The following is an 18,214-nucleotide window of genomic DNA, read 5'->3' as shown; positions in this document are numbered from 1 at the left end:
TGGCGCTCAGTAGCCGAAAGCCCGCGCGGTGTTCGCCGCCACGGCTGTGGCCAGGGCGTCCTCGCCGATCTCCTTGTGGGCCGCCATGGCGCGCAACGTGACCGGAATGAGGTACGGCGCGTTGGGCCGTCCGCGATAGGGGGCGGGGGTCAGGAAGGGCGCGTCGGTCTCGACCAGGATCAGGTCGAGCGGCGCGACGGTGAGGGCGTCGCGGAGGGGCCGGGCGTTCTTGAAGGTGACGTTGCCGGCGAAGGACATGTAGTAGCCGTTGTCGGCGCAGACCTTCGCCATGGCGGCGTCGCCGGAGAAGCAGTGGAAGACGACGGCCTCCGGCGCGCCCTCCTCCTCCAGGACGCGCAGGACGTCGGCGTGGGCCTCGCGGTCGTGGATGACCAGGGCCTTGCCGTGGCGCTTGGCGATGTCGATGTGGCGGCGGAAGGAGTACTCCTGCGCGGCCATGCCCTCCGGGCCGGTGCGGAAGAAGTCGAGGCCGGTCTCGCCGACGCCCTTGACCTGCGGGAGCGCGGCCAGGCGGTCGATCTCGGCGAGGGCGGCGTCCAGGGCCTCCGGGCCGCCGGCGGGCCGGGTGCCCTGGCGCGACCAGCCGTCGGGGTCGCCGTGGACGATGCGGGGCGCCTCGTTGGGGTGCAGGGCCACGGTGGCCCAGACGCCGTCGTGCGCGGCGGCCGTCTCCGCCGCCCACCGGGAGCCGGCGACGTCGCACCCCACCTGGACGACGGTCGTCACGCCGACGGAGGCGGCCTTGGCGAGTGCCTCGCGGACCGTGTCGTCGCTTCCGGGGCGGCCACTGGTGGGAGCACCTTCCAGCGGCAGCATGGGAAGCATGTCCAGGTGGGTGTGCGAATCGGCCACGGGAACGCCGAGCGGCGCCGGGAGCGGCGGCGGGGCGTCCTTGTCGTTCTTGCCGTTCCGGCCCTGTGCGTTGCCGTTCGATGCTGTTGCCGCCATGCGAGCGATTCTAGGCGGGCGTGTTCGCCTCTAGCGCTGGTGCTCGCGGTGGGCCCGGAAGGGGTGCAGGAGGTCCGAGAGGTGCCAGTGGTGGTCCCGCTCGGGCTCGCCGGAGCCCTCCTCCCGCCGCTTCCGGTGCCACGGCTCGGGGCCGCCGGCGTGCAGGGGGCCAGCGGGGGCCTGCTGGGTGGCCGGGACCTCGTGGGCGGGGCGGTGCAGGACGTCCGCGATGAGCGAGACGCGGCCGGACCGCATGATGCGCACGACGTGCTCGCCGCAGTTCACGCAGGTGGGGCGGGTCAGCGGGGACGGCACGCGCTCGCCGTCCGCGTAGTAGATGACGAAGGGCCGGCCCTCGGCGTCCGTGTGGTGCTTGATCTCGTACGACTGCTCCCAGCCGTGGCCGCACCGCATGCAGGCGAAGGAGTACGACTCGTGCACGGTGTCCGTCTCCAGCACGGTCGGGGGTGCGGCGGCGAATGTGCTGCGCTCGGGGACCGGCTGCGGGCCGGCTATCGAGTGGACACCGTTCGAGGTTCCTGCGATCTCGCTCATGGCAGCTCCTCTTGTCCTGAGGACAAGTCTCTCCGGGACCGGACGTCCCACCACCAGGGAACGCCCATCCCGGCGAAGACGCAGCAGCCTATCCCCCGAATTGGGGCAAACTTGGCGTCGCACTGCCCAAAATCCCAGGCTGCCAGGCCTAAGCTTTGCTTTTCAGATTATCCCTTTACTCTCCGATGGGCCCTGATGTGGCGCATTTTTTGCTGCCACGACGGCATCGAAGACCTCTCGTTTGGGTAGGCCTGCTTCCGCAGCCACGGCCGCGATGGCTTCCTTACGGCGCTCGCCGGCCTCCTCGCGCGCCCTTACGCGGCGCACGAGCTCCTCGGCGCCCAGCTCCTGGGGCCCCGGCTCCGGGGCGCCCTCCACCACGATCGTGATCTCGCCGCGGACGCCCTCGGCGGCCCAGGCCGCCAAATCCTTCAGCGGGCCGCGCTTGACCTCCTCGTAGGTCTTCGTCAGCTCGCGGCAGACCGCGGCGCGGCGGTCCGCGCCGAAGGCCTCGGCCATCGCGGCCAGGGTGTCGTCGAGGCGGTGCGGGGCCTCGAAGTAGACCAGCGTGCGGCGCTCGGCGGCCGCGTCGCGGAGGCGGGCGAGGCGCTCGCCGGCCTTGCGGGGCAGGAAGCCCTCGAAGCAGAAGCGGTCCACGGGCAGGCCGCTCACGGCCAGCGCCGTCAGCACGGCGGACGGCCCGGGGACGGCCGTGACCTTGATGTCCCGCTCGACGGCCGCCGCGACGAGGCGGTAGCCCGGGTCGGACACGGACGGCATGCCGGCGTCCGTGACGAGCAGGACGCGGGCACCGCCCGCGAGCGCCTCCACCAGCTCGGGCGTACGGGCCGACTCGTTCCCCTCGAAGTACGACACCACCCGGCCGGTGGTGTGCACACCCAGCGCCTGGGTCAGCCTCCGCAGGCGGCGGGTGTCCTCCGCGGCGATCACCTCGGCGGCGGCGAGCTCGGCGGCGAGGCGTGGGGGAGCGTCGGCGACGTCGCCGATGGGAGTCCCTGCAAGTACGAGCGTTCCAGTCACGCCTCTCATTCTCCCAGGCGACCGCGGCGGCGGGGGCCGCCCGGCGGGCCGGGCGCGGACATGCGCCGCGGTGATCCGCCGCCCCACAGGCTGGTTCCCTACGATGGCGCGGTGACCAGTGACACCGCAACGCACGCCCCGAAGGGCCGGACCGCAGGCGAGCAGCCACCCCCGTGGCAGCTCAGACTCCGCCGGTTCGGCTACGCGGCCCGGCCGCAGACGGACGTGCGGGAGCGGCTCGTACCCCCGTTCCCGGAGCCGGGCACGCGGCTGTGGTCACTGCTGGGCTTCCGCCCGGAAATCGCGCGCCGGCTGGCGCGCACCTCGGGCTGGACGGCCCCGCTGCTGGTCACCCTGTTCGCCGGCCTGCTCCGCTTCTGGCACCTGGGCAGCCCCAAGGCCGTGATATTCGACGAGACCTACTACGCCAAGGACGCCTGGGCGCTGTGGCGCTACGGCTACGAGGCGAAGTGGCCGGACGACATCAACGACAAGGTCATCGCCGGCTGGACCGACGTCCCGGACGCGCCGGGGTACGTGGTGCACCCGCCCGTCGGCAAATGGGTCATCGGCATCGGCGAATGGCTCTTCGGCCTGAACCCGTTCGGCTGGCGCTTCATGGTGGCGGTGCTCGGCACCGCGTCCGTGCTGATGCTGTGCCGCATCGGCCGCCGCCTCTTCCGCTCCACCTTCCTGGGCTGCGTCGCGGGCGCCCTGATGGCCGTGGACGGCCTGCACTTCGTGATGAGCCGCACGTCGCTGCTCGACTCGGTGCTGATGTTCTTCGTGCTGGCCGCGTTCGGCTGCGTCCTCGTGGACCGCGACCGGTCGCGCGCCCGGCTGGCCGCCGCCCTGCCGGTCGGCGAGGACGGCGTGGCGCGCCCCGACGACGGGGTCGGCGACGGCCTGCGCCTCGGCCTGCGCCCGTGGCGGATCGCGGCGGGCGTGTTCCTGGGCCTGGCCTGCGCCACGAAGTGGAACGGCGCGGTGTTCCTGGCCGCGTTCGGCCTGATGGTCGTCCTGTGGGACGCGGGGGCCCGCCGCACGGCGGGGGCGCGCCGCCCGTACCGCTCGGCGCTGCGCCGGGACGTGCCGTGGGCGTTCCTGTCGACGGTGCCGGTGGCCCTGGCGGTCTACGTGGCGTCGTGGAGCGGCTGGTTCGCGAACAGCGGCACGTACAGCGAGAAGAACGGCTGGCAGCACAGCGGCTACTACCGGCACTGGGCCGAGAACGACGGCGGCTACGGCACGGACGGCTTCCTCTCCGGAATCCTCAACCCGCTGCGCAGCCTGTGGAAGTACGAGCAGGAGGTGTGGGACTTCAACACCACGCTCACCTCGCCGCACACGTACCAGTCCAACCCGTGGAGCTGGCTGGTCCAGGCGCGCCCCGTCTCGTACTTCTACGAGTCGCCGAAGCCCGGCGAGGACGGCTGCCCGGTGGACGCGGCGGACAAGTGCGCCCGCGAGGTGCTCGCGCTGGGCACCCCGCTGCTGTGGTGGGCGGCGTGCTTCGCCGTGCTGTACCTGCTCTACCGGTGGGCGCTGCGGCGCGACTGGCGGGCGGGCGCGGTGCTGTGCGGGGTCGCGGCCGGATACCTGCCCTGGTTCCTGTGGCAGGAGCGCACCATCTTCGTCTTCTACGCGGTGGCGTTCCTGCCGTTCCTGTGCCTGGCGCTGGCCATGATGACCGGCGCGATCCTGGGGCCGCCGGGGTCCTCGGAGCGGCGGCGGGTGGCGGGCGCGGTCGGCGCGGGCACGCTGGTGCTGCTGATCGCCTGGAACTTCATCTATTTCTGGCCGATCTACACCGGGCAGCCGATCCCGATGGGGGCGTGGCGGAACCGGATGTGGTTCGACTCGTGGATCTGACGATTCGTGAATGTGACGTTAAGTCAGTGACTCGTTAGGGCCCCCGAGAACCCCCCGAAGGACCGGTTCCGGCCAAATCGCCCTCTCTCGCCCCACCCTTCCCGTACAGTGCCCACACAGAGGTTTTAATCAGATGATTAAACCGGGCGGGGAGGCTCGGGGCCTGGAGGGGGCTGACGCATGCGCAAGGGTGTGAGGATCGCTGTCGGGGTCGTGGCCGCGGGGATCGTGGGGGCGGCCGGTCTGGGTGCGTACAACCTGGTCGACGCAGTGGCGGGTGACGGGTCGACAGGCGCACACGGGAAACCCGCCCCGCTGAGAACCGGGCCGCCGACGGCGGACGAGGTCAAGAAGACGGCGCGCGACTTCCTCGCCGCCTGGGAGTCCGGCGACACGGCCAAGGCCGCGGCCCTCACCGACAACAGCGGCGCGGCGACGGCCGCCCTCGCCGGCTACCGCGAGACCGCCCACGTCGAGAAGGTGTCCCTGAAGCCCGGCACCCCGCAGGGCGCCAAGGTGCCGTTCTCGGTGAGCGCCGAGATCTCCTACGGGAAGCAGCGCTCGACCTGGACGTACGACTCCTCGCTCGACGTCGTGCGCGGCCGGAGCACCGGGCAGGCCCTCGTCGACTGGCAGCCCGCCGTCATCCACCCGCAGCTCGCGCAGGGCGAGACCCTGCAGACGAACGCGGGCGCGCCGCCCGAGCTCGACGCGCTCGACCGCAACGGCACGAAGCTGGACGCCAAGGACTACCCGTCGCTCGCCTCCGTACTGCCGCAGCTGCGCAAGCGGTTCGGGGCGAAGGCGGGGGGCGAGCCGGCGGTGGAGGTGCGGGCCGTGCCGGCGAGTGGGGCCGGGTCCGGGGCCGGGGCCGCAGCGCCGAAGACGCTGCACGTCGTCTCCAAGGGCAAGTCCGCCCAGCTGAAGACCACCCTCGACGCGGGGGTGCAGCGGGCGGCCGAGGCGGCCGTGAACCGCCGTGACGACGCGTCGGTCGTGGCCCTCAAGGCCAGTACGGGCGAGATCCTCGCCGTCGCCAATTCCAGGAAGACCGAGTTCAACGTCGCCCTGATGGGGCAGACCGCGCCCGGCTCCACGATGAAGCTCGTCACGGCGGCGATGCTGCTGGAGACCGGCAAGGCCTCGCCCGGCAAGCCGCTGCCGTGCCCGAAGTACGCGACGTACGGGATGCGCTTCCACAACGTCGAGGAGAGCGAGAACCCCGGCGCGACCTTCGCCCAGGACTTCGCCGCCTCCTGCAACACGGCCTTCATCTCCCTGGCCGGCAACGTCGACGACGGGGCGCTCGCGGCCGAGGCGCGCGACGTCTTCGGGCTGGGCCTGGAGTGGAAGCCGGGCGTCGCGACGTTCGACGGCAGCGTGCCGGCCGAGTCCGGGGCGGGGAAGGCGGCGGCGATGATCGGGCAGGGCAAGGTGCAGATGTCGGCGCTCAACGTCGCGTCGATGGCGGCGACCGTGCGGGCGGGCTCCTTCCACCAGCCCTACCTGGTCGACCCGTCGGTCGACGACCGTCAGCTCGCGCGGGCGGCGCGGCCCCTGCCGGGCGGCATCGCCGAACAGCTGCGGGGCATGATGCGGCTCACGGCCACGTCCGGCACGGGGGCGCACGCGATGTCCGGGCTCGGCGGCGACGTCGGCGCGAAGACGGGGTCGGCGGAGGTCGACGGCCAGCCGCAGCCGAACGGCTGGTTCACCGCGTACCGCGGCGACGTCGCGGCAGCGGCGACGGTCATGCGGGGCGGCCACGGCGGCGACTCGGCGGGCCCGGTCGTGGCCTCGGTCCTGCGGGCGTCCTAGGCGGACGGATCCGGCGGTGCCCGCGCCCCTTCCGGCCGCCCGTACTCAGATGCGATCTGAGTATCCCGGCAGTGGTGCGGGGGCGCCCCCGCGCGCGACCTTGCTCCCATGGGAAAGAAGATCAGCGCGCGGGAGCTCGCCGCGGCGACACCCGGGGGGCGCGACCGCGTCATCGACCTGCTGCGCGTGGCGTCCCTCGGGACCGTCGTGCTGGGGCACTGGCTCATGGCCGCCGTGACCGTGGACGGCGGCGGCCGGGCCGCCGTCGGCAACCTGCTCGCGGTCGAGCCGAAGCTGCAACTGCTCACCTGGTTCCTGCAGGTGATGCCGGTGTTCTTCTTCGTCGGCGGCTTCTCTCACGCCCTCTCCTACCGCTCCCTCGCCCGCCGCACCGGCGGCGGCCCCGCCTACGCCCTCTTCCTCCGCGCCCGCCTCCAGCGCCTCCTCCGCCCCACGATGCTCTTCGTCGCCGTCTGGGGCGCGGGCGCGCTCGCCGTACAACTGGCGGGCGGGAACGGCGCGCTGACGGACGTCGCCGCCCGGCTCGTCGCCCAGCCGCTCTGGTTCATCGGCATCTACCTCGCCATGGTGGCCTTCACCCCGCCCCTCCTGCGCCTCCACGAGCGCTACGGCTGGGGCGCCTTCGCCGCCCTGGTCGCGGCCGCGGCCGCGGTCGACGTGCTGCGGTTCGCGGCCGGCGTCCCGTACGTCGAGTTCCTCAACTTCGCCTTCGTCTGGCTGGCCGTCCACCAGCTCGGCTTCCTGCGCGCCGACGGGCGCCTGCGCCGGCCCGCGGTCCTCGCCGCCGCCGGGCTCGCCGGGGCCGTCGCGCTCGTGGCCTCCGGCCCGTACCCCCTGTCGATGGTGGGCATGCCGGGCGAGAAGATCAGCAACATGGCGCCGCCCACCGCCGCCCTGCTCTGCCACGGCATGTGGCTGATCGGCGCGGTCGAGCTGCTGCGCGGCCCCATGACGCGCGCGGTGGCCCGCCCTCGCGTCTGGCGCTCCGTCATCGCCGCGAACGGCATCGCGATGACGGCCTTCCTCTGGCACCTCACGGCGATGCTCGGCGTCTACGGCGCGATGCTCGCGGCGCACGTGCCGCTGCCGGAGCCGGCGAGCGCGGACTGGTGGCTCCAGGTGCCGCCCCGCATCGCGGCCGCGGCGGCCGTGACGGCGCTGCTCGTCGCCGTCTTCCGCCAGGCCGAACAGCCGCCGTCGCCCGCCTCCGGCACGAGCGCCGCCTCCGCCCGGCGCGGCGCCGCCCCCGCGGCCGCCCTCGGCGTCACCCTCGCCCTCTTCGGCGTGCTCGGGCTGTCCATGGTGGGCTTCGGCGGGCTCCTGGAAGGGCACTCCGCCGTGCTCGTCGCGGTGCGCGTCACCGCGCCCGTCACCGTCCTCATGTGCGCGGCCGGCTGGCTGCTCGTGGAGACGGCGGGCAGGTCCGGCGCCGGCAGGGCGTGAGCGCCTCCGTGAGCGCCTCCGTGTGACGCGCAACATCGCGTGCACCGTACACACGGCGCTAGCGTCCTGGCCCATGACCCCTTTGGTGGCCACGGCCGTCCTGATCGCCGCCGTCACGCACGCCAGTTGGAACGCCATCGCGCACGGCATCAGGGACCAGCTCCTCGCCTTCACGCTCGTCGGGGGCGGCGGGACGCTGTGCGGGGCGGTCCTGGCCTGCTTCGCGCCGCTGCCGGACGGCGCGGCGTGGCCGTACCTGCTGGGCTCGGCCGTGCTGCACGTCGTCTACCAGATGCTGCTGATGCGGTCGTTCACGCTCGGCGACTTCGGGCAGATGTACCCGATCGCCCGCGGCACGGCGCCGCTGGCGGTGACCGTCCTGGCCGCCGTGTTCGCCGGCGAGACGCCCGGCGGCTGGCAGGCGGCGGGGGTGCTCGTGGCCTCCGCCGGGCTGGTCGGGCTCGCGCTCTGGGGCATCCGGGGCGCGGGGGCGCGGCCGCACTGGGCGGCCGTCGCCGCCGCCGCGGCCACGGGCCTGTCCATCGCCGCGTACACGGTCGTGGACGGTCTCGGCGTACGCGCCTCCGGGACGCCGCTCGGCTACATCGCGTGGCTGATGATCCTGGAGGGCTGCGCGATCCCCGTGTACGCGATGGTGACGCGGCGCGGGCGGTTCGCGGCGGAGATCAGGCCGTACGCGGTGCGGGGGCTGGCGGGCGGGGCGCTGTCGGTGGCCGCGTACGGGCTCGTGCTGTGGGCGCAGACGCGCGCGGACCTCGCGCCGATCTCGGCGCTGCGGGAGTCGTCGATCCTGGTGGGGGCGGCGATCGGGGCGCTGTTCTTCAAGGAGCGGTTCGGGGCGCCGCGGGTGGCGGCGGCGGGGCTGATGGTGGCGGGGATCGGGATGATGCTGCACGCGGGGTGAGGCCGCGACGCCCGGGGACGGGGGCCGGGGCTCACTGCCCCTTGAAGGCGCGCTGCAGGCCGATATTGCCGATGAGGATGCCGCCGTCCACGGGCAGGGTGACGCCCGTGATCCACGCGGCGTCGCGCGAGGCGAGGAAGGCGACGGCCGCCGCGATGTCCTCCGGCTCGCCGACCCGGCCCAGCGGGTACTGCTCCGCCGCCCGCTCCAGCGCGCCCGGGCGGCCGTCCCAGCCGGGCGTGCGGACCGTGCCCGGGGCGACGAGGTTGACGCGTACGCCGCGGGGCGCGCACTGGCCCGCGAGGGTGCGGGTCAGGCCCGCCAGGCCTGCTTTGGCGGCGCTGTAGGCGTGGTTGCCGTAGTCCTGCTCGCCGTTGACGGAGCCGATGCTGACGACGGCGCCGCGGCGGTCCGGGGCCGCGGCCAGGTGCGGGACGGCCGCCCGTACGCAGCGGAACGCGCCGGTCAGGGTGATGTCGAGGTCCCTCGACCAGGCGTCGTCGGTGACGTCCTCGACGAGCGGGGGGTCGGCGTGGAACGAGTACGCGTTGTTGACCAGCACGTCCAGCCCGCCGAACCGCTCCACGGCGTACGCCACCGCCGCCTCGACGGCCGCCCGGTCACCCACGTCGCAGACGTGCGCCTCGGCGGCGAGACCGTCCTCCCGGAGCCGGGCCGCGCAGCGGGCGGCCCGGTCGCCGTCGAGGTCCGTGACGAGGACGCGGGCGCCTTCGGCGGCGAGGCGGCGCGCGGTGGCGGCACCGATGCCACGGCCGGCGCCGGTGACCAGGACGGAGTAGCCGTCGAAGCGCTTCAGGGGCTGCATGGATGGCAACCGTAGGCACCCGCGGCCGCGGACGAAAGAGTCCCGGCACGAACCGCGCCTGGGCGCCACATGCGCGGCGCGGGCCGGCGGTGCCCCACGGGCCGGAGGCCGCTCGGCGCCGCCGGATACATCCGTAGGGGCTGAGCACCGCTGCGGCGGGAGTTCGTGGCCGGGCCACTCGCCCCCGCCAGGGGCCCCGTTACGCGAGCGTGTTCGCGAGGGCCCGTACCAAGGACTGGGCGCGGGGGTCCGCCGTGACGTTTTTCTGCATGCCGTTCGTGACGTACGCGAAGGACAGCGACGACTCCGGGTCGGCGAAGGCCAGGGAGCCGCCGCGGCCCGGGTGGCCGAAGGAGCCGGGGGCGAGGAGGGGGGAGGACGGGCCGTGGAGCATGTAGCCGAGGCCGAAGCGGGTGCTGACGACCAGGACCTTGTCCGGTCCGGCGGACTCCTCCGTGCGGGCCAGCGTCAGCGTCGCGGGCGCGAAGAGGCGCCGCACGCCGTCCACGTCGCCGATCAGGGACGCGTAGAAGCGGGCGAGCGCGTCCGCCGTGGCGATGCCCGCGGAGGCGGGCAGCCCGGCGGCGCGGTACGCCGGGTCGTTCTCGTCCGCCGCCGGCGAGATCGCGGCGAAGGCCCGCCGGGTGAGGGACTCCGGGTCGCGGTAGGCGTCGGTGACGGCCTGCTTCGGGCGCACCCGCAGCCCCGCCGACGGCGGAGCCGCCGGCGGCTCGATGTCGGCGATGCGGCCCACCCGGTCCTGCTCCGCCTCCGGCAGGCCCAGCCATAGGTCCAGGCCCAGCGGCCCGGCTATCTCCTGGGCCACCCAGCGCCCGATGGGCCGCCCGGTGATGCGCTCGACCAGCTCGCCGAGCAGCCAGCTGTACGTCTGGGCGTGGTAGCCGTGCGCCGTGCCCGGCTCCCAGGCCGGGGCCTGGGCGGCCAGCGCCGCGGGCCCGCTGACGCCGTCGACGGCCTGGGCGGGGGTGAGGGGCGTGTCGAGCGCGGGCAGCCCGGCTCGGTGCGAGAGGAGGTGCCGGACGAGGACGCGCTCCTTGCCGGCCGCCTTGAACTCGGGCCAGTACGTGCCGACGGGCGCGTCCAGGTCCACCTGTCCGCGCTGGTGCAGGAGCAGCAGGACGGCCGCCGCCACGCCCTTCGTCGCGGAGCGGACGATCTGCGCGGTGCCGCGCCGCCACGGCTCCTCGCCGCCGTCGGCGTCCCGCACCCCGCCCCACAGGTCGACGACCTTGCGCCCCTCGCGGTAGACGGCGACCGCCGCACCCCGCTCGCCGCGCCGGGCGAAGTTCTCCGCGAAGGCGTCCCGGACCGGTTCGAAACCGTCCGCCACCGTGCCCTGGACGTCCACCACTGTTGCCTGCTCCTGTGCCGATTGCCGCAAATTCCTCCACCATGGTGCAACGCGGTCGTCAATGCGCGTAGACCGGGGGTGGAGGGACCCGCCGCGAACACGTCAGCCCGCGGCGCTCCCGGTCACTTCCGCCCGCCCGGTACGGCCTCGTCCGGCCGCGCCGTGCGGGGGTCGAAGCCGAACGGCAGCTCCAGGCGGTGGGCCCGCATGAGTTCCTCGTCACACAGCAGGTCCCGGGTCGGGCCGTCCGCCGTGATGACGCCCTCGCTGAGGACGACGGAGCGCTCGCACAGCTCCAGGGCGTACGGGAGGTCGTGCGTGACCATGAGCACCGTCACGTCCAGGGAGCGGAGGATGTCGGCGAGCTCGCGGCGGGAGGCCGGGTCGAGGTTGGAGGAGGGCTCGTCCAGGACGAGGATCTCCGGCTCCATGGCGAGGACGGTCGCCACGGCGACGCGGCGGCGCTGCCCGAAGGAGAGGTGGTGCGGCGGGCGGTCCGCGTAGCCGGCCATGCCGACCTGCGCCAGGGCCTTGTCCACGCACGCCGTGAGCCGGGCGCCGCGCAGGCCCGCCGCGGCCGGGCCGAAGGCGACGTCCTCGCGGACGGTGGGCATGAACAGCTGGTCGTCGGGGTCCTGGAAGACGATGCCGACGCGGCGGCGGACCTCGGCGAGGTTCCGCTTCTCGACGGGCAGGCCCGCGACGCGGACCGTGCCGAGGCCGCCGCCGAGGATGCCGTTGAGGTGCAGGACGAGCGTCGTCTTGCCGGCGCCGTTCGGGCCGAGCAGCGCGACGCGCTCGCCGCGGGCGACCTCCAGGTCGACGCCGAAGAGGGCCTGGTGGCCGTCGGGGTAGGCGTAGGCGAGGCCGGAGACGTCCAGGGAGAGGGGCGAGGGGCCCGGGCGGGCCGTCGTCGTACGGGCTGTCGTCGTCATGTCAGGGTCCATGTCCATCCGGTCAGGCAGACCGCGAGGGCGGCCAGCGGCAGTGCGGCGGCGTGCGTCCACTGCGTACGGGTCGCGGGCGCGTCGTCGGTCACGGGCATCGTGCCGGTGTAGCCCCGGCTGATCATCGCCAGGTGGACGCGTTCGCCGCGCTCGTAGGAGCGGATGAACAGCGCGCCCGCGGACCTGGCCAGGACGCCCCAGTGGCGTACGCCGCGGGCGGTGAAGCCGCGGGATTCGCGGGCGATGCGCATCCGGCGCATCTCGTCGGTGACCACGTCCCCGTAGCGGATCATGAAGGAGGCGATCTGGACGAGCAGCGGGGGCATGCGGAGGCGCTGCAGGCCGAGGAGGAGCGAGCGGAGCTCCGTCGTCGAGGCGAGGAGCACGGAGGCGGCCACGCCGAGGGTGCCCTTGGCGAGGACGTTCCAGGCGCCCCACAGGCCGGGTTCGCTGACGGACAGCCCGCCCGGGAGGCGCACCTGTTCGCCCGGGACGACGAACGGCATGAGCAGCGCGAACGCCACGAACGGGATCTCGATCAGCAGGCGGCGGAGCAGGAAGCGGGCGGGGATGCGCGCCGCGGCCGCCGCGGCGCCGACGAGCACCGCGTAGAGCCCGAAGGCCCAGACCGCTTCCCGCGGGGTCGCCACGACGGTGAGGACGAAGGCGAGGACGGCTGCGATCTTGCAGTGCGGGGGGAGGGCGTGGACGGGGCTGTCGGCGTGGCGGTAGAGCTTGTGGGCGTGACCGGCGGACATGTCAGCGGGCCGCCGGCTCGGATGCGGGGCGGGCCCGGTCGGAGTCCCGGTCGCGGTCGCGCTTGCGGCGGAGGGTGACGAAGACGCCCGTGCCGACGGCGAGGGTGGCGCCGACGCCGATCACGCCGGCCAGGCCGCCGGAGAGGCGCTCGTCGGCGACGTCCTTGACCTGGTAGTCGGCGAGGGGGGAGTCCTTGGCGGCGTGCGCTTCCTCCTTGCTGTCGATGCCCTTGTCGTGGGCGACCTTTTCGAGGCCGTCGGGGCTGGTGGAGGCGTAGTAGCTGAGCCCCCCGGCACAGACGAGCGCCGCGGCCACCCCGGCCAGCCACCACCGCTTCCCGCTGCGGGGGCCCGGGGACCCGGCCGAGGCCTCGGCCACTCCTTCCGCCGCGACGGCGCTCAGCCCCTCCGGACCGGACCGGCGGTGCCCATCCGGCCCGAGGTCGCTCGGCACCGCCGGGCTGCGCCGCTGTGGCTGGTCGTCATCGCGGGGGGAAGAAAACGCCGGGCTCGTGACCGCGGCCGTGCGGATCTCCAGCGGGCGCAAGAGACCCTGCGCGCCGCGGACCAGGTCCGGGCGGACCGCCGCCACCGCGCTCACCGTCAGCGCGGTGATCACCGCCTCGCCCAGGCCGATCAGGACGTGGACGCCGACCATCGCCGTGAACACCTGGTGCACCGGGACGTCCGTCGTCCCCCCGATCGCGTAGATCAGGGTGAAGGCGGCCGCCGCGGCCGGGACCGAGACCAGAGCCGCCGCGAACGACGCCACGCTCAGCCCCGTACGCCCCCGCGGAAGCACCCGCACCAGCACGCGGAAGACCGCGTAGGCCACCACCGTCGTGACGATGCCCATGTCGGTGATGTTGATGCCGAGCGCGGTGAGCCCGCCGTCCGCGAAGAGGACGCCCTGCATGAGCAGGACGACGGATATGCAGAGCACCCCCGTGTACGGGCCGACGAGGACCGCCGCCAGCGCGCCGCCCAGCAGGTGCCCGCTCGTGCCCGCCGCCACGGGGAAGTTCAGCATCTGAACCGCGAAGATGAACGCCGCGACGAGGCCGGCGAGCGGCGCGGCCTTGTCGTCCAGCTCGCGCCGGGCACCGCGCAGGCTCACGGCGACGGCCGCCGCGGCGACCACGGCGGTGCCGGCGGAGACCGGCGCGTCGATGAATCCGTCGGGTACGTGCATGGCGTCACCCCTCACTTCCTGCCCGCAACGGGCCGCTCGATGATAGGGGCTCTTTGCGAATCGTTCGCAAGAGCTTGCGACACGCGGCTGCGCGCCCCTCGCCCCGCCGCGCGCCGCCCCCGGTGACACCCCCGGCGCCGCCCCGGTGGCGGCCCGCGCCCGTCCCCCGAATGCTGGGCTCATGACCACGGCCCCGCCGGTGACCAAGGCCCCGCCCGTGCTCGGCCGCCGCCGCACGAACCTGGTCTTCGTCACGATCGTGCTCGGCATGCTGCTCGCGGCCCTCGACCAGACGATCGTCTCCACCGCCCTGCCGACGATCGTCGCGGACCTCGGCGGCGGCGGGCACATGGCCTGGGTGGTCACGGCGTACCTGCTGGCCGAGACCGTCTCGACGGTCCTCGTCGGCAAGTTCGGCGACCTCTTCGGCCGGAAGGTCGTCTTCCAGCTCAGCGCGGTCGTCTTCACGGCCGGTTCCGTCTTCGCGGGCGCCGCGGGCTCCATGGTGATGCTGATCGCGGCGCGCGCCGTGCAGGGCATCGGGGGCGGCGGCCTGATGGTCACCGCCATGGCGCTGATCGCGGACGTCATCCCGCTGCGCGAGCGCGGCAAGTACCAGGGCGCGCTGGGCGCGGTCTTCGGCGTGACGACGGTCGTCGGCCCGACGCTCGGCGGCGTCTTCACCGACCACGCGACGTGGCGCTGGTGCTTCTACGTGAACGTGCCCGTCGCCGTCGTGATGGTGGTGATGGCGGCACGGACCGTCCCCGCGGTCCGCTCGGCGGTGCGGCCCGTCATCGACTACGCGGGCATCGCGCTGGTGGCCGCGGGCGCCTCCGCGCTCGTCCTGGGCCTGGAGTGGGGCGGCAGCACGTACGCCTGGGCCTCGCCCGTGATCATCGGTCTCTTCGCGGGCGCGGTCGTCCTCCTGACCGCGTTCGTCCTGGTGGAGCAGCGGGCCGCGGAGCCCATGCTCCCCATGCACCTCTTCCGCAACCCCGTCTTCACCGTCTGCTCCGTCCTCAGCTTCATCGTGGGCTTCGCGATGCTGGGCGCGCTGACGTACCTGCCGACGTACCTGCAGTACGTGGACGGGGTCTCGGCGACGATGTCGGGCGTCCGGGCGCTGCCGATGGTCGCCGGGCTGCTGGGCGCGTCCATGGTCTCGGGCGTCGTCATCAGCCGCACCGGGCGCTACCGGGCGTTCCCCATTGCGGGCATGGCCGTCATGGCGCTGGGGCTGTTCCTGATGTCGACGATGGGGGCGTCGACGGGGGCGTGGCTCGAATCGCTGTACATGTTCGTGCTGGGGACGGGCATCGGGCTGGCCATGCAGGTGCTGACGATCGCCGTGCAGAACACCGTCCCGTACCACGAGCTGGGCACGGCCACCTCGGGCGTCACGTTCTTCCGCACGCTCGGCAGCGCCTTCGGCACAGCAGTCTTCGGCACGCTCTACGGCAACCGGCTCAAGCCGAACCTGGCCGAGGCGCTGCTCCGCTCGCCCGGCGTCCCGCCGTCCGCCGTGGTCAGCCCGCAGCGGCTGGCCGCGCTGCCGCCGGGGCAGGCCCGGCCGGTCGTCGACGCCTACGCGGAGACCGTGAACTACGTGTTCCTGTGGGTGGTGCCGGTGGCGCTGGCGGGCTTCGTCGCGGCGTGGTTCCTCAAGGAGGTGCCGCTGCGCGACAGTGCGCGGGCCGGTGCGGCCGACATGGGCGAGGGCTTCGCCGCGCCGGACTCCGCGGAGGCGGAGCGGCAGCTGGAGCGGGCCGTGGCGGGCGTCATGCGCAAGGCGAAGGGGCCGGTGAGCCGGCAGGTGCTGGCGGAGTCGGGCAGCCCGCTCGGTCCGGCGGAGGCGTGGACGCTGGGCCAGATCCACTGGCGGCTGCGCGTCCGCGGCGAGGCCGCGCTGTCCTCGGTGGCGGCCGCGCACCGGATGCCGCCGGAGGTGCTGGAGCCGGCGTTCGCGCGGGCGGTGGAGGCGGGGTACGCGCGGCGGGACGGGGACGCGCTGGCGCTGACGGCCGCGGGCGAGGCGGAGATCGAGCGGCTGGGCGCGACCTGGCGCTCGTGGCTGGCCGAGCGCCTGGGCGACTGGGACGTGAGCGACCCCGCGGACCGGGCCCGGCTCGACCGCGCGCTGGACGCGCTGGCGGCGCGGCTGCTGGAGGAGGCGGAAGAGGCGGAGGACACACAGGAACGGATCGCGGTGTGACGGAGCAACTTCCCTGCCCGGAAGGGTGAATTAGTCATAAAAGCGCACTTTTAACCTCGCGCTTGGCAATCCCTCATGACGGACACATCGGCATCCGCAGCAGCCTTGAGGAGATGCGTCATGCGCCGGTACAGACGTCTGGGAACCGCCATCGCCATCGCCATCGCCACCCTTCCCGCAGCGCTCCCCGGGACCGCGGCCCGGGCCACGCCCCCGCCGCCCGCGCCCGCCGCCCCGCACGCCGGGCAGCAGCACCGAGCCCCTCTCGACTTCGACGAGAACGCCTGCGAAGGGCCCGCGGCGGACGAGGGCGACGTCTACAGCAAGCCGCCCAAGACCGGGGCCGCGTCCGGCCCGGCCAAGCACGGCCGCGGCCTGCCCCTGAAGTGGCCCCGGAACCTCCCGGACGTCAAGGAGGCCCGGCACATGCTGGGCGAACTGAAGGTCAAGGCCTTCAGCAGCAAGGGCTACCACCGTGCGGCCTTCGGCTCCACGTGCTGGGTCCGGCACGGCGTCGAACGGTGCACCACACGGCAGATCGCCCTCAAGTTCCAGTCCCTCGTCCCGGCGAAGCTCGACGGCAAGTGCAAGGTCGTCGGCGGCCGGTGGCACAGCGAGTACGACAACAGGGACATGGCCGATCCCGCGCACGTGGACATCGACCACATCGTGCCGCTGCGGCACGCGTGGGGCTCCGGGGCGCGCTCCTGGACGCCGAGGAAGCGGCAGGAGTTCGCCAACGACCTGACCGCGACGCCGCAGCTGATCGCGGTGTCCACCTGGAGCAACCGCCGCAAGGGCGACAAGGGACCGGACAAGTGGCTGCCCCAGGCCGGAGCCGCGTGCCTCTACAGCCAAGCGTGGATCGGGGTGAAGGACTACTACCGGCTGACCGTCACCAGCGCGGAGAAGGCCAAGCTGCAGCAGGTCCTGGCGGGCTGCCGGGCCACCACCGCTCCCGCGTCCTGACCCCGCCCGGGGCCGGGCGGGGCTACAGCGCCGCCCGGCTCCCGGTGGTCACCGGCTCCGTCGCCGCGGCCGCGCGCCGGGCGGCGTCCGCGACCTGCGCCGTCGTCAGGACGTAGCCCGTCTCCGCGTCGGCCGTGGAGCGGGCGAAGACCACGCCGTAGACCCGGCCCGAGGGGGTCAGGAGCGGGCCGCCCGAGTTGCCCGGGCGGATGGTGGACCGTACGGAGTACACCTGGCGGGTGGTCACGCCGTCGCCGTAGATGTCCTGGCCCTTGGCACGGAGCTCGTTGGCGACGGTGGCCGCGCGGACGTCGAGGCCGCCGTTCTCCGGGAAGCCCGCCACGATCGCCGCGTCGTTGCGCTTCGCGCTCTTGTCGAACGGCAGCACGGGGGCCTTGAGGCCGGGCACGTCCAGGACGGCGACGTCCGTGCGCGGGTCGAAGAGGACGACCTTCGCCTCGTACGCCTTGCCGACGCCGCCGACGCGCACGGTGGGGGTGCGCACGCCCGCCACGACGTGGGCGTTGGTCATCACGTGCTGCGCGGCGTAGACGAAGCCGCTGCCCTCCTGGCCGCGGCGGCCCTCGCCCGTGCTCGCTATGCCCTCCACCTTGACGACGCTCTCGCGGGCGGCGCGCGTCGCGGCGGGGGTGACGGCGTCGCCGGACGGCCGGGCGACGCTCGTCGCCGGCTCGTTCTCGAAGGGGTTGAAGACCTGCGGGAATCCGGCGCCGTTCAGGGCGTCGGTGGTGCGGCTGAACCAGGTGGGGGCCTGCTCGGGCATCGCCTTCTGGACGGCGCCGAGGAGGGCGGAGTCCTTGATCTGCCGGGTGAGGAGGGGTGAATTCGCCGAGACGAGCACGCTCGCGGCGACCCAGCCCACCAGGAGCACGGCCAGCGAGTTGACGGCGGCGCCGCCGATGCCGTCCACGCCCCGGACCGGGGCCCACGTGAGCCTGCGGCGCAGGCCGTAGGCGAGGCGGGCGGCCAGGGCGTGGCCGATCGCGGCCGGGACGAGGACCACCAGGACGGCGACGACCGCCGCCGTGGCCGTCCCCGCGTCGAAGGGCTCCAGGGCGAGCGGCAGCGCCCACACACCGAGGACGGCTCCGCCGAGGAAACCGGCGAGCAGCACGACGCTGGCGACGAGGCCCCGGCGGTAGCCGGAGACGGCGTAGCCGAGCACGACGAGCAACAGCAGCAGATCGAGCAGGTTCAAGGTGGAGCCCTTTCCTTCGCGCGCGCCCCCGACCACGCCCACGGGTCGTCGACCCGTGGACTTGAAGAAACG

The 18,214-nt window shown here is 73.9% G+C and carries 15 protein-coding genes; 6 read left to right on the top strand and 9 right to left on the bottom strand.

Features of this window, described 5'->3' with window-relative positions; translation table 11 throughout:
- Positions 1 to 6: 6 nt before the first annotated feature.
- The 3 genes from ACFZCD_RS29450 to rsmI form a co-directional block, all read right to left on the bottom strand.
- Positions 7 to 969 (bottom strand): TatD family hydrolase, encoded by a 963-nt coding sequence (locus ACFZCD_RS29450; protein WP_391836069.1) that lies wholly within the window; start codon positions 967 to 969, stop codon positions 7 to 9.
- A 30-nt stretch (positions 970 to 999) separates the two neighbouring features.
- Positions 1,000 to 1,524: a hypothetical protein gene (locus ACFZCD_RS29445; RefSeq protein ID WP_391836067.1), complete on the bottom strand. Its 525-nt coding sequence runs from the start codon at positions 1,522 to 1,524 to the stop codon at positions 1,000 to 1,002.
- A gap of 162 nt (positions 1,525 to 1,686) precedes the next feature.
- Positions 1,687 to 2,565, bottom strand: coding sequence for a 16S rRNA (cytidine(1402)-2'-O)-methyltransferase (rsmI, locus tag ACFZCD_RS29440; RefSeq protein ID WP_391836065.1), 879 nt, complete (start codon positions 2,563 to 2,565; stop codon positions 1,687 to 1,689).
- 60 nt (positions 2,566 to 2,625) lie between these two features.
- Here rsmI and ACFZCD_RS29435 point away from each other — a divergent pair, with 60 nt between their 5' ends.
- The 4 genes from ACFZCD_RS29435 (at position 2,626) to ACFZCD_RS29420 (ending at position 8,644) form a co-directional block, all read left to right on the top strand.
- Positions 2,626 to 4,437 carry a dolichyl-phosphate-mannose--protein mannosyltransferase gene (locus tag ACFZCD_RS29435; RefSeq protein WP_391836063.1) on the top strand — a complete coding sequence of 604 codons (1,812 nt, stop codon included), beginning with the start codon at positions 2,626 to 2,628 and terminating at the stop codon, positions 4,435 to 4,437.
- 180 nt (positions 4,438 to 4,617) lie between these two features.
- A complete protein-coding gene (locus ACFZCD_RS29430; RefSeq protein WP_391836061.1) occupies positions 4,618 to 6,255 on the top strand; it encodes a penicillin-binding transpeptidase domain-containing protein in 1,638 nt (545 codons plus the stop codon).
- Between the two features lie 108 nt (positions 6,256 to 6,363).
- A complete protein-coding gene (locus ACFZCD_RS29425) occupies positions 6,364 to 7,719 on the top strand; it encodes an acyltransferase family protein (protein WP_391836059.1) in 1,356 nt (451 codons plus the stop codon).
- A gap of 73 nt (positions 7,720 to 7,792) precedes the next feature.
- Positions 7,793 to 8,644: an EamA family transporter gene (locus ACFZCD_RS29420; protein ID WP_391836057.1), complete on the top strand. Its 852-nt coding sequence runs from the start codon at positions 7,793 to 7,795 to the stop codon at positions 8,642 to 8,644.
- Between the two features lie 31 nt (positions 8,645 to 8,675).
- Here the strand turns inward: ACFZCD_RS29420 and ACFZCD_RS29415 are convergent, their stop codons facing one another.
- The 5 genes from ACFZCD_RS29415 to ACFZCD_RS29395 all read right to left on the bottom strand — a co-directional run bounded on the left by ACFZCD_RS29415 (position 8,676) and on the right by ACFZCD_RS29395 (position 13,739).
- On the bottom strand, positions 8,676 to 9,470 hold the full coding sequence (locus ACFZCD_RS29415; protein WP_391836055.1) for an SDR family NAD(P)-dependent oxidoreductase: 795 nt from the start codon (positions 9,468 to 9,470) through the stop codon (positions 8,676 to 8,678).
- A 199-nt stretch (positions 9,471 to 9,669) separates the two neighbouring features.
- The gene (locus ACFZCD_RS29410; RefSeq protein WP_391836053.1) at positions 9,670 to 10,842 is read right to left on the bottom strand and encodes a serine hydrolase domain-containing protein; all 1,173 of its coding nucleotides are present in this window, start codon (positions 10,840 to 10,842) and stop codon (positions 9,670 to 9,672) included.
- A gap of 122 nt (positions 10,843 to 10,964) precedes the next feature.
- Complete coding sequence (locus ACFZCD_RS29405; RefSeq protein WP_391836051.1) at positions 10,965 to 11,777, bottom strand: energy-coupling factor ABC transporter ATP-binding protein; 813 nt, start codon at positions 11,775 to 11,777, stop codon at positions 10,965 to 10,967.
- Positions 11,774 to 12,547: a cobalt ECF transporter T component CbiQ gene (gene cbiQ, locus ACFZCD_RS29400; RefSeq protein WP_391836049.1), complete on the bottom strand. Its 774-nt coding sequence runs from the start codon at positions 12,545 to 12,547 to the stop codon at positions 11,774 to 11,776. The genes ACFZCD_RS29405 and cbiQ overlap by 4 nt, the downstream gene beginning before the upstream one ends.
- A gap of 1 nt (position 12,548) precedes the next feature.
- Entirely contained in the window at positions 12,549 to 13,739 is a 1,191-nt protein-coding gene (locus tag ACFZCD_RS29395; protein WP_391836047.1) for an energy-coupling factor ABC transporter permease, read from the bottom strand.
- A gap of 181 nt (positions 13,740 to 13,920) precedes the next feature.
- Between ACFZCD_RS29395 and ACFZCD_RS29390 the strand changes: the two genes are divergently transcribed.
- Both ACFZCD_RS29390 and ACFZCD_RS29385 read left to right on the top strand, forming a co-directional pair.
- Positions 13,921 to 15,954 (top strand): MDR family MFS transporter, encoded by a 2,034-nt coding sequence (locus ACFZCD_RS29390; RefSeq protein ID WP_391836045.1) that lies wholly within the window; start codon positions 13,921 to 13,923, stop codon positions 15,952 to 15,954.
- Between the two features lie 120 nt (positions 15,955 to 16,074).
- Positions 16,075 to 16,923: an HNH endonuclease family protein gene (locus ACFZCD_RS29385; protein WP_391836043.1), complete on the top strand. Its 849-nt coding sequence runs from the start codon at positions 16,075 to 16,077 to the stop codon at positions 16,921 to 16,923.
- A gap of 22 nt (positions 16,924 to 16,945) precedes the next feature.
- Here the strand turns inward: ACFZCD_RS29385 and ACFZCD_RS29380 are convergent, their stop codons facing one another.
- A complete protein-coding gene (locus tag ACFZCD_RS29380; protein ID WP_391836041.1) occupies positions 16,946 to 18,142 on the bottom strand; it encodes a MarP family serine protease in 1,197 nt (398 codons plus the stop codon).
- Between the last annotated feature and the right edge of the window lie 72 nt (positions 18,143 to 18,214).

Source organism: Streptomyces sp. NPDC008001, assembly GCF_042958085.1.
In the GTDB taxonomy this organism is placed as follows: Bacteria; Actinomycetota; Actinomycetes; order Streptomycetales; family Streptomycetaceae; genus Streptomyces.
Note: the sequence above shows the minus strand (reverse complement) of the source record. Positions and strands in the feature narration are given on the sequence as shown.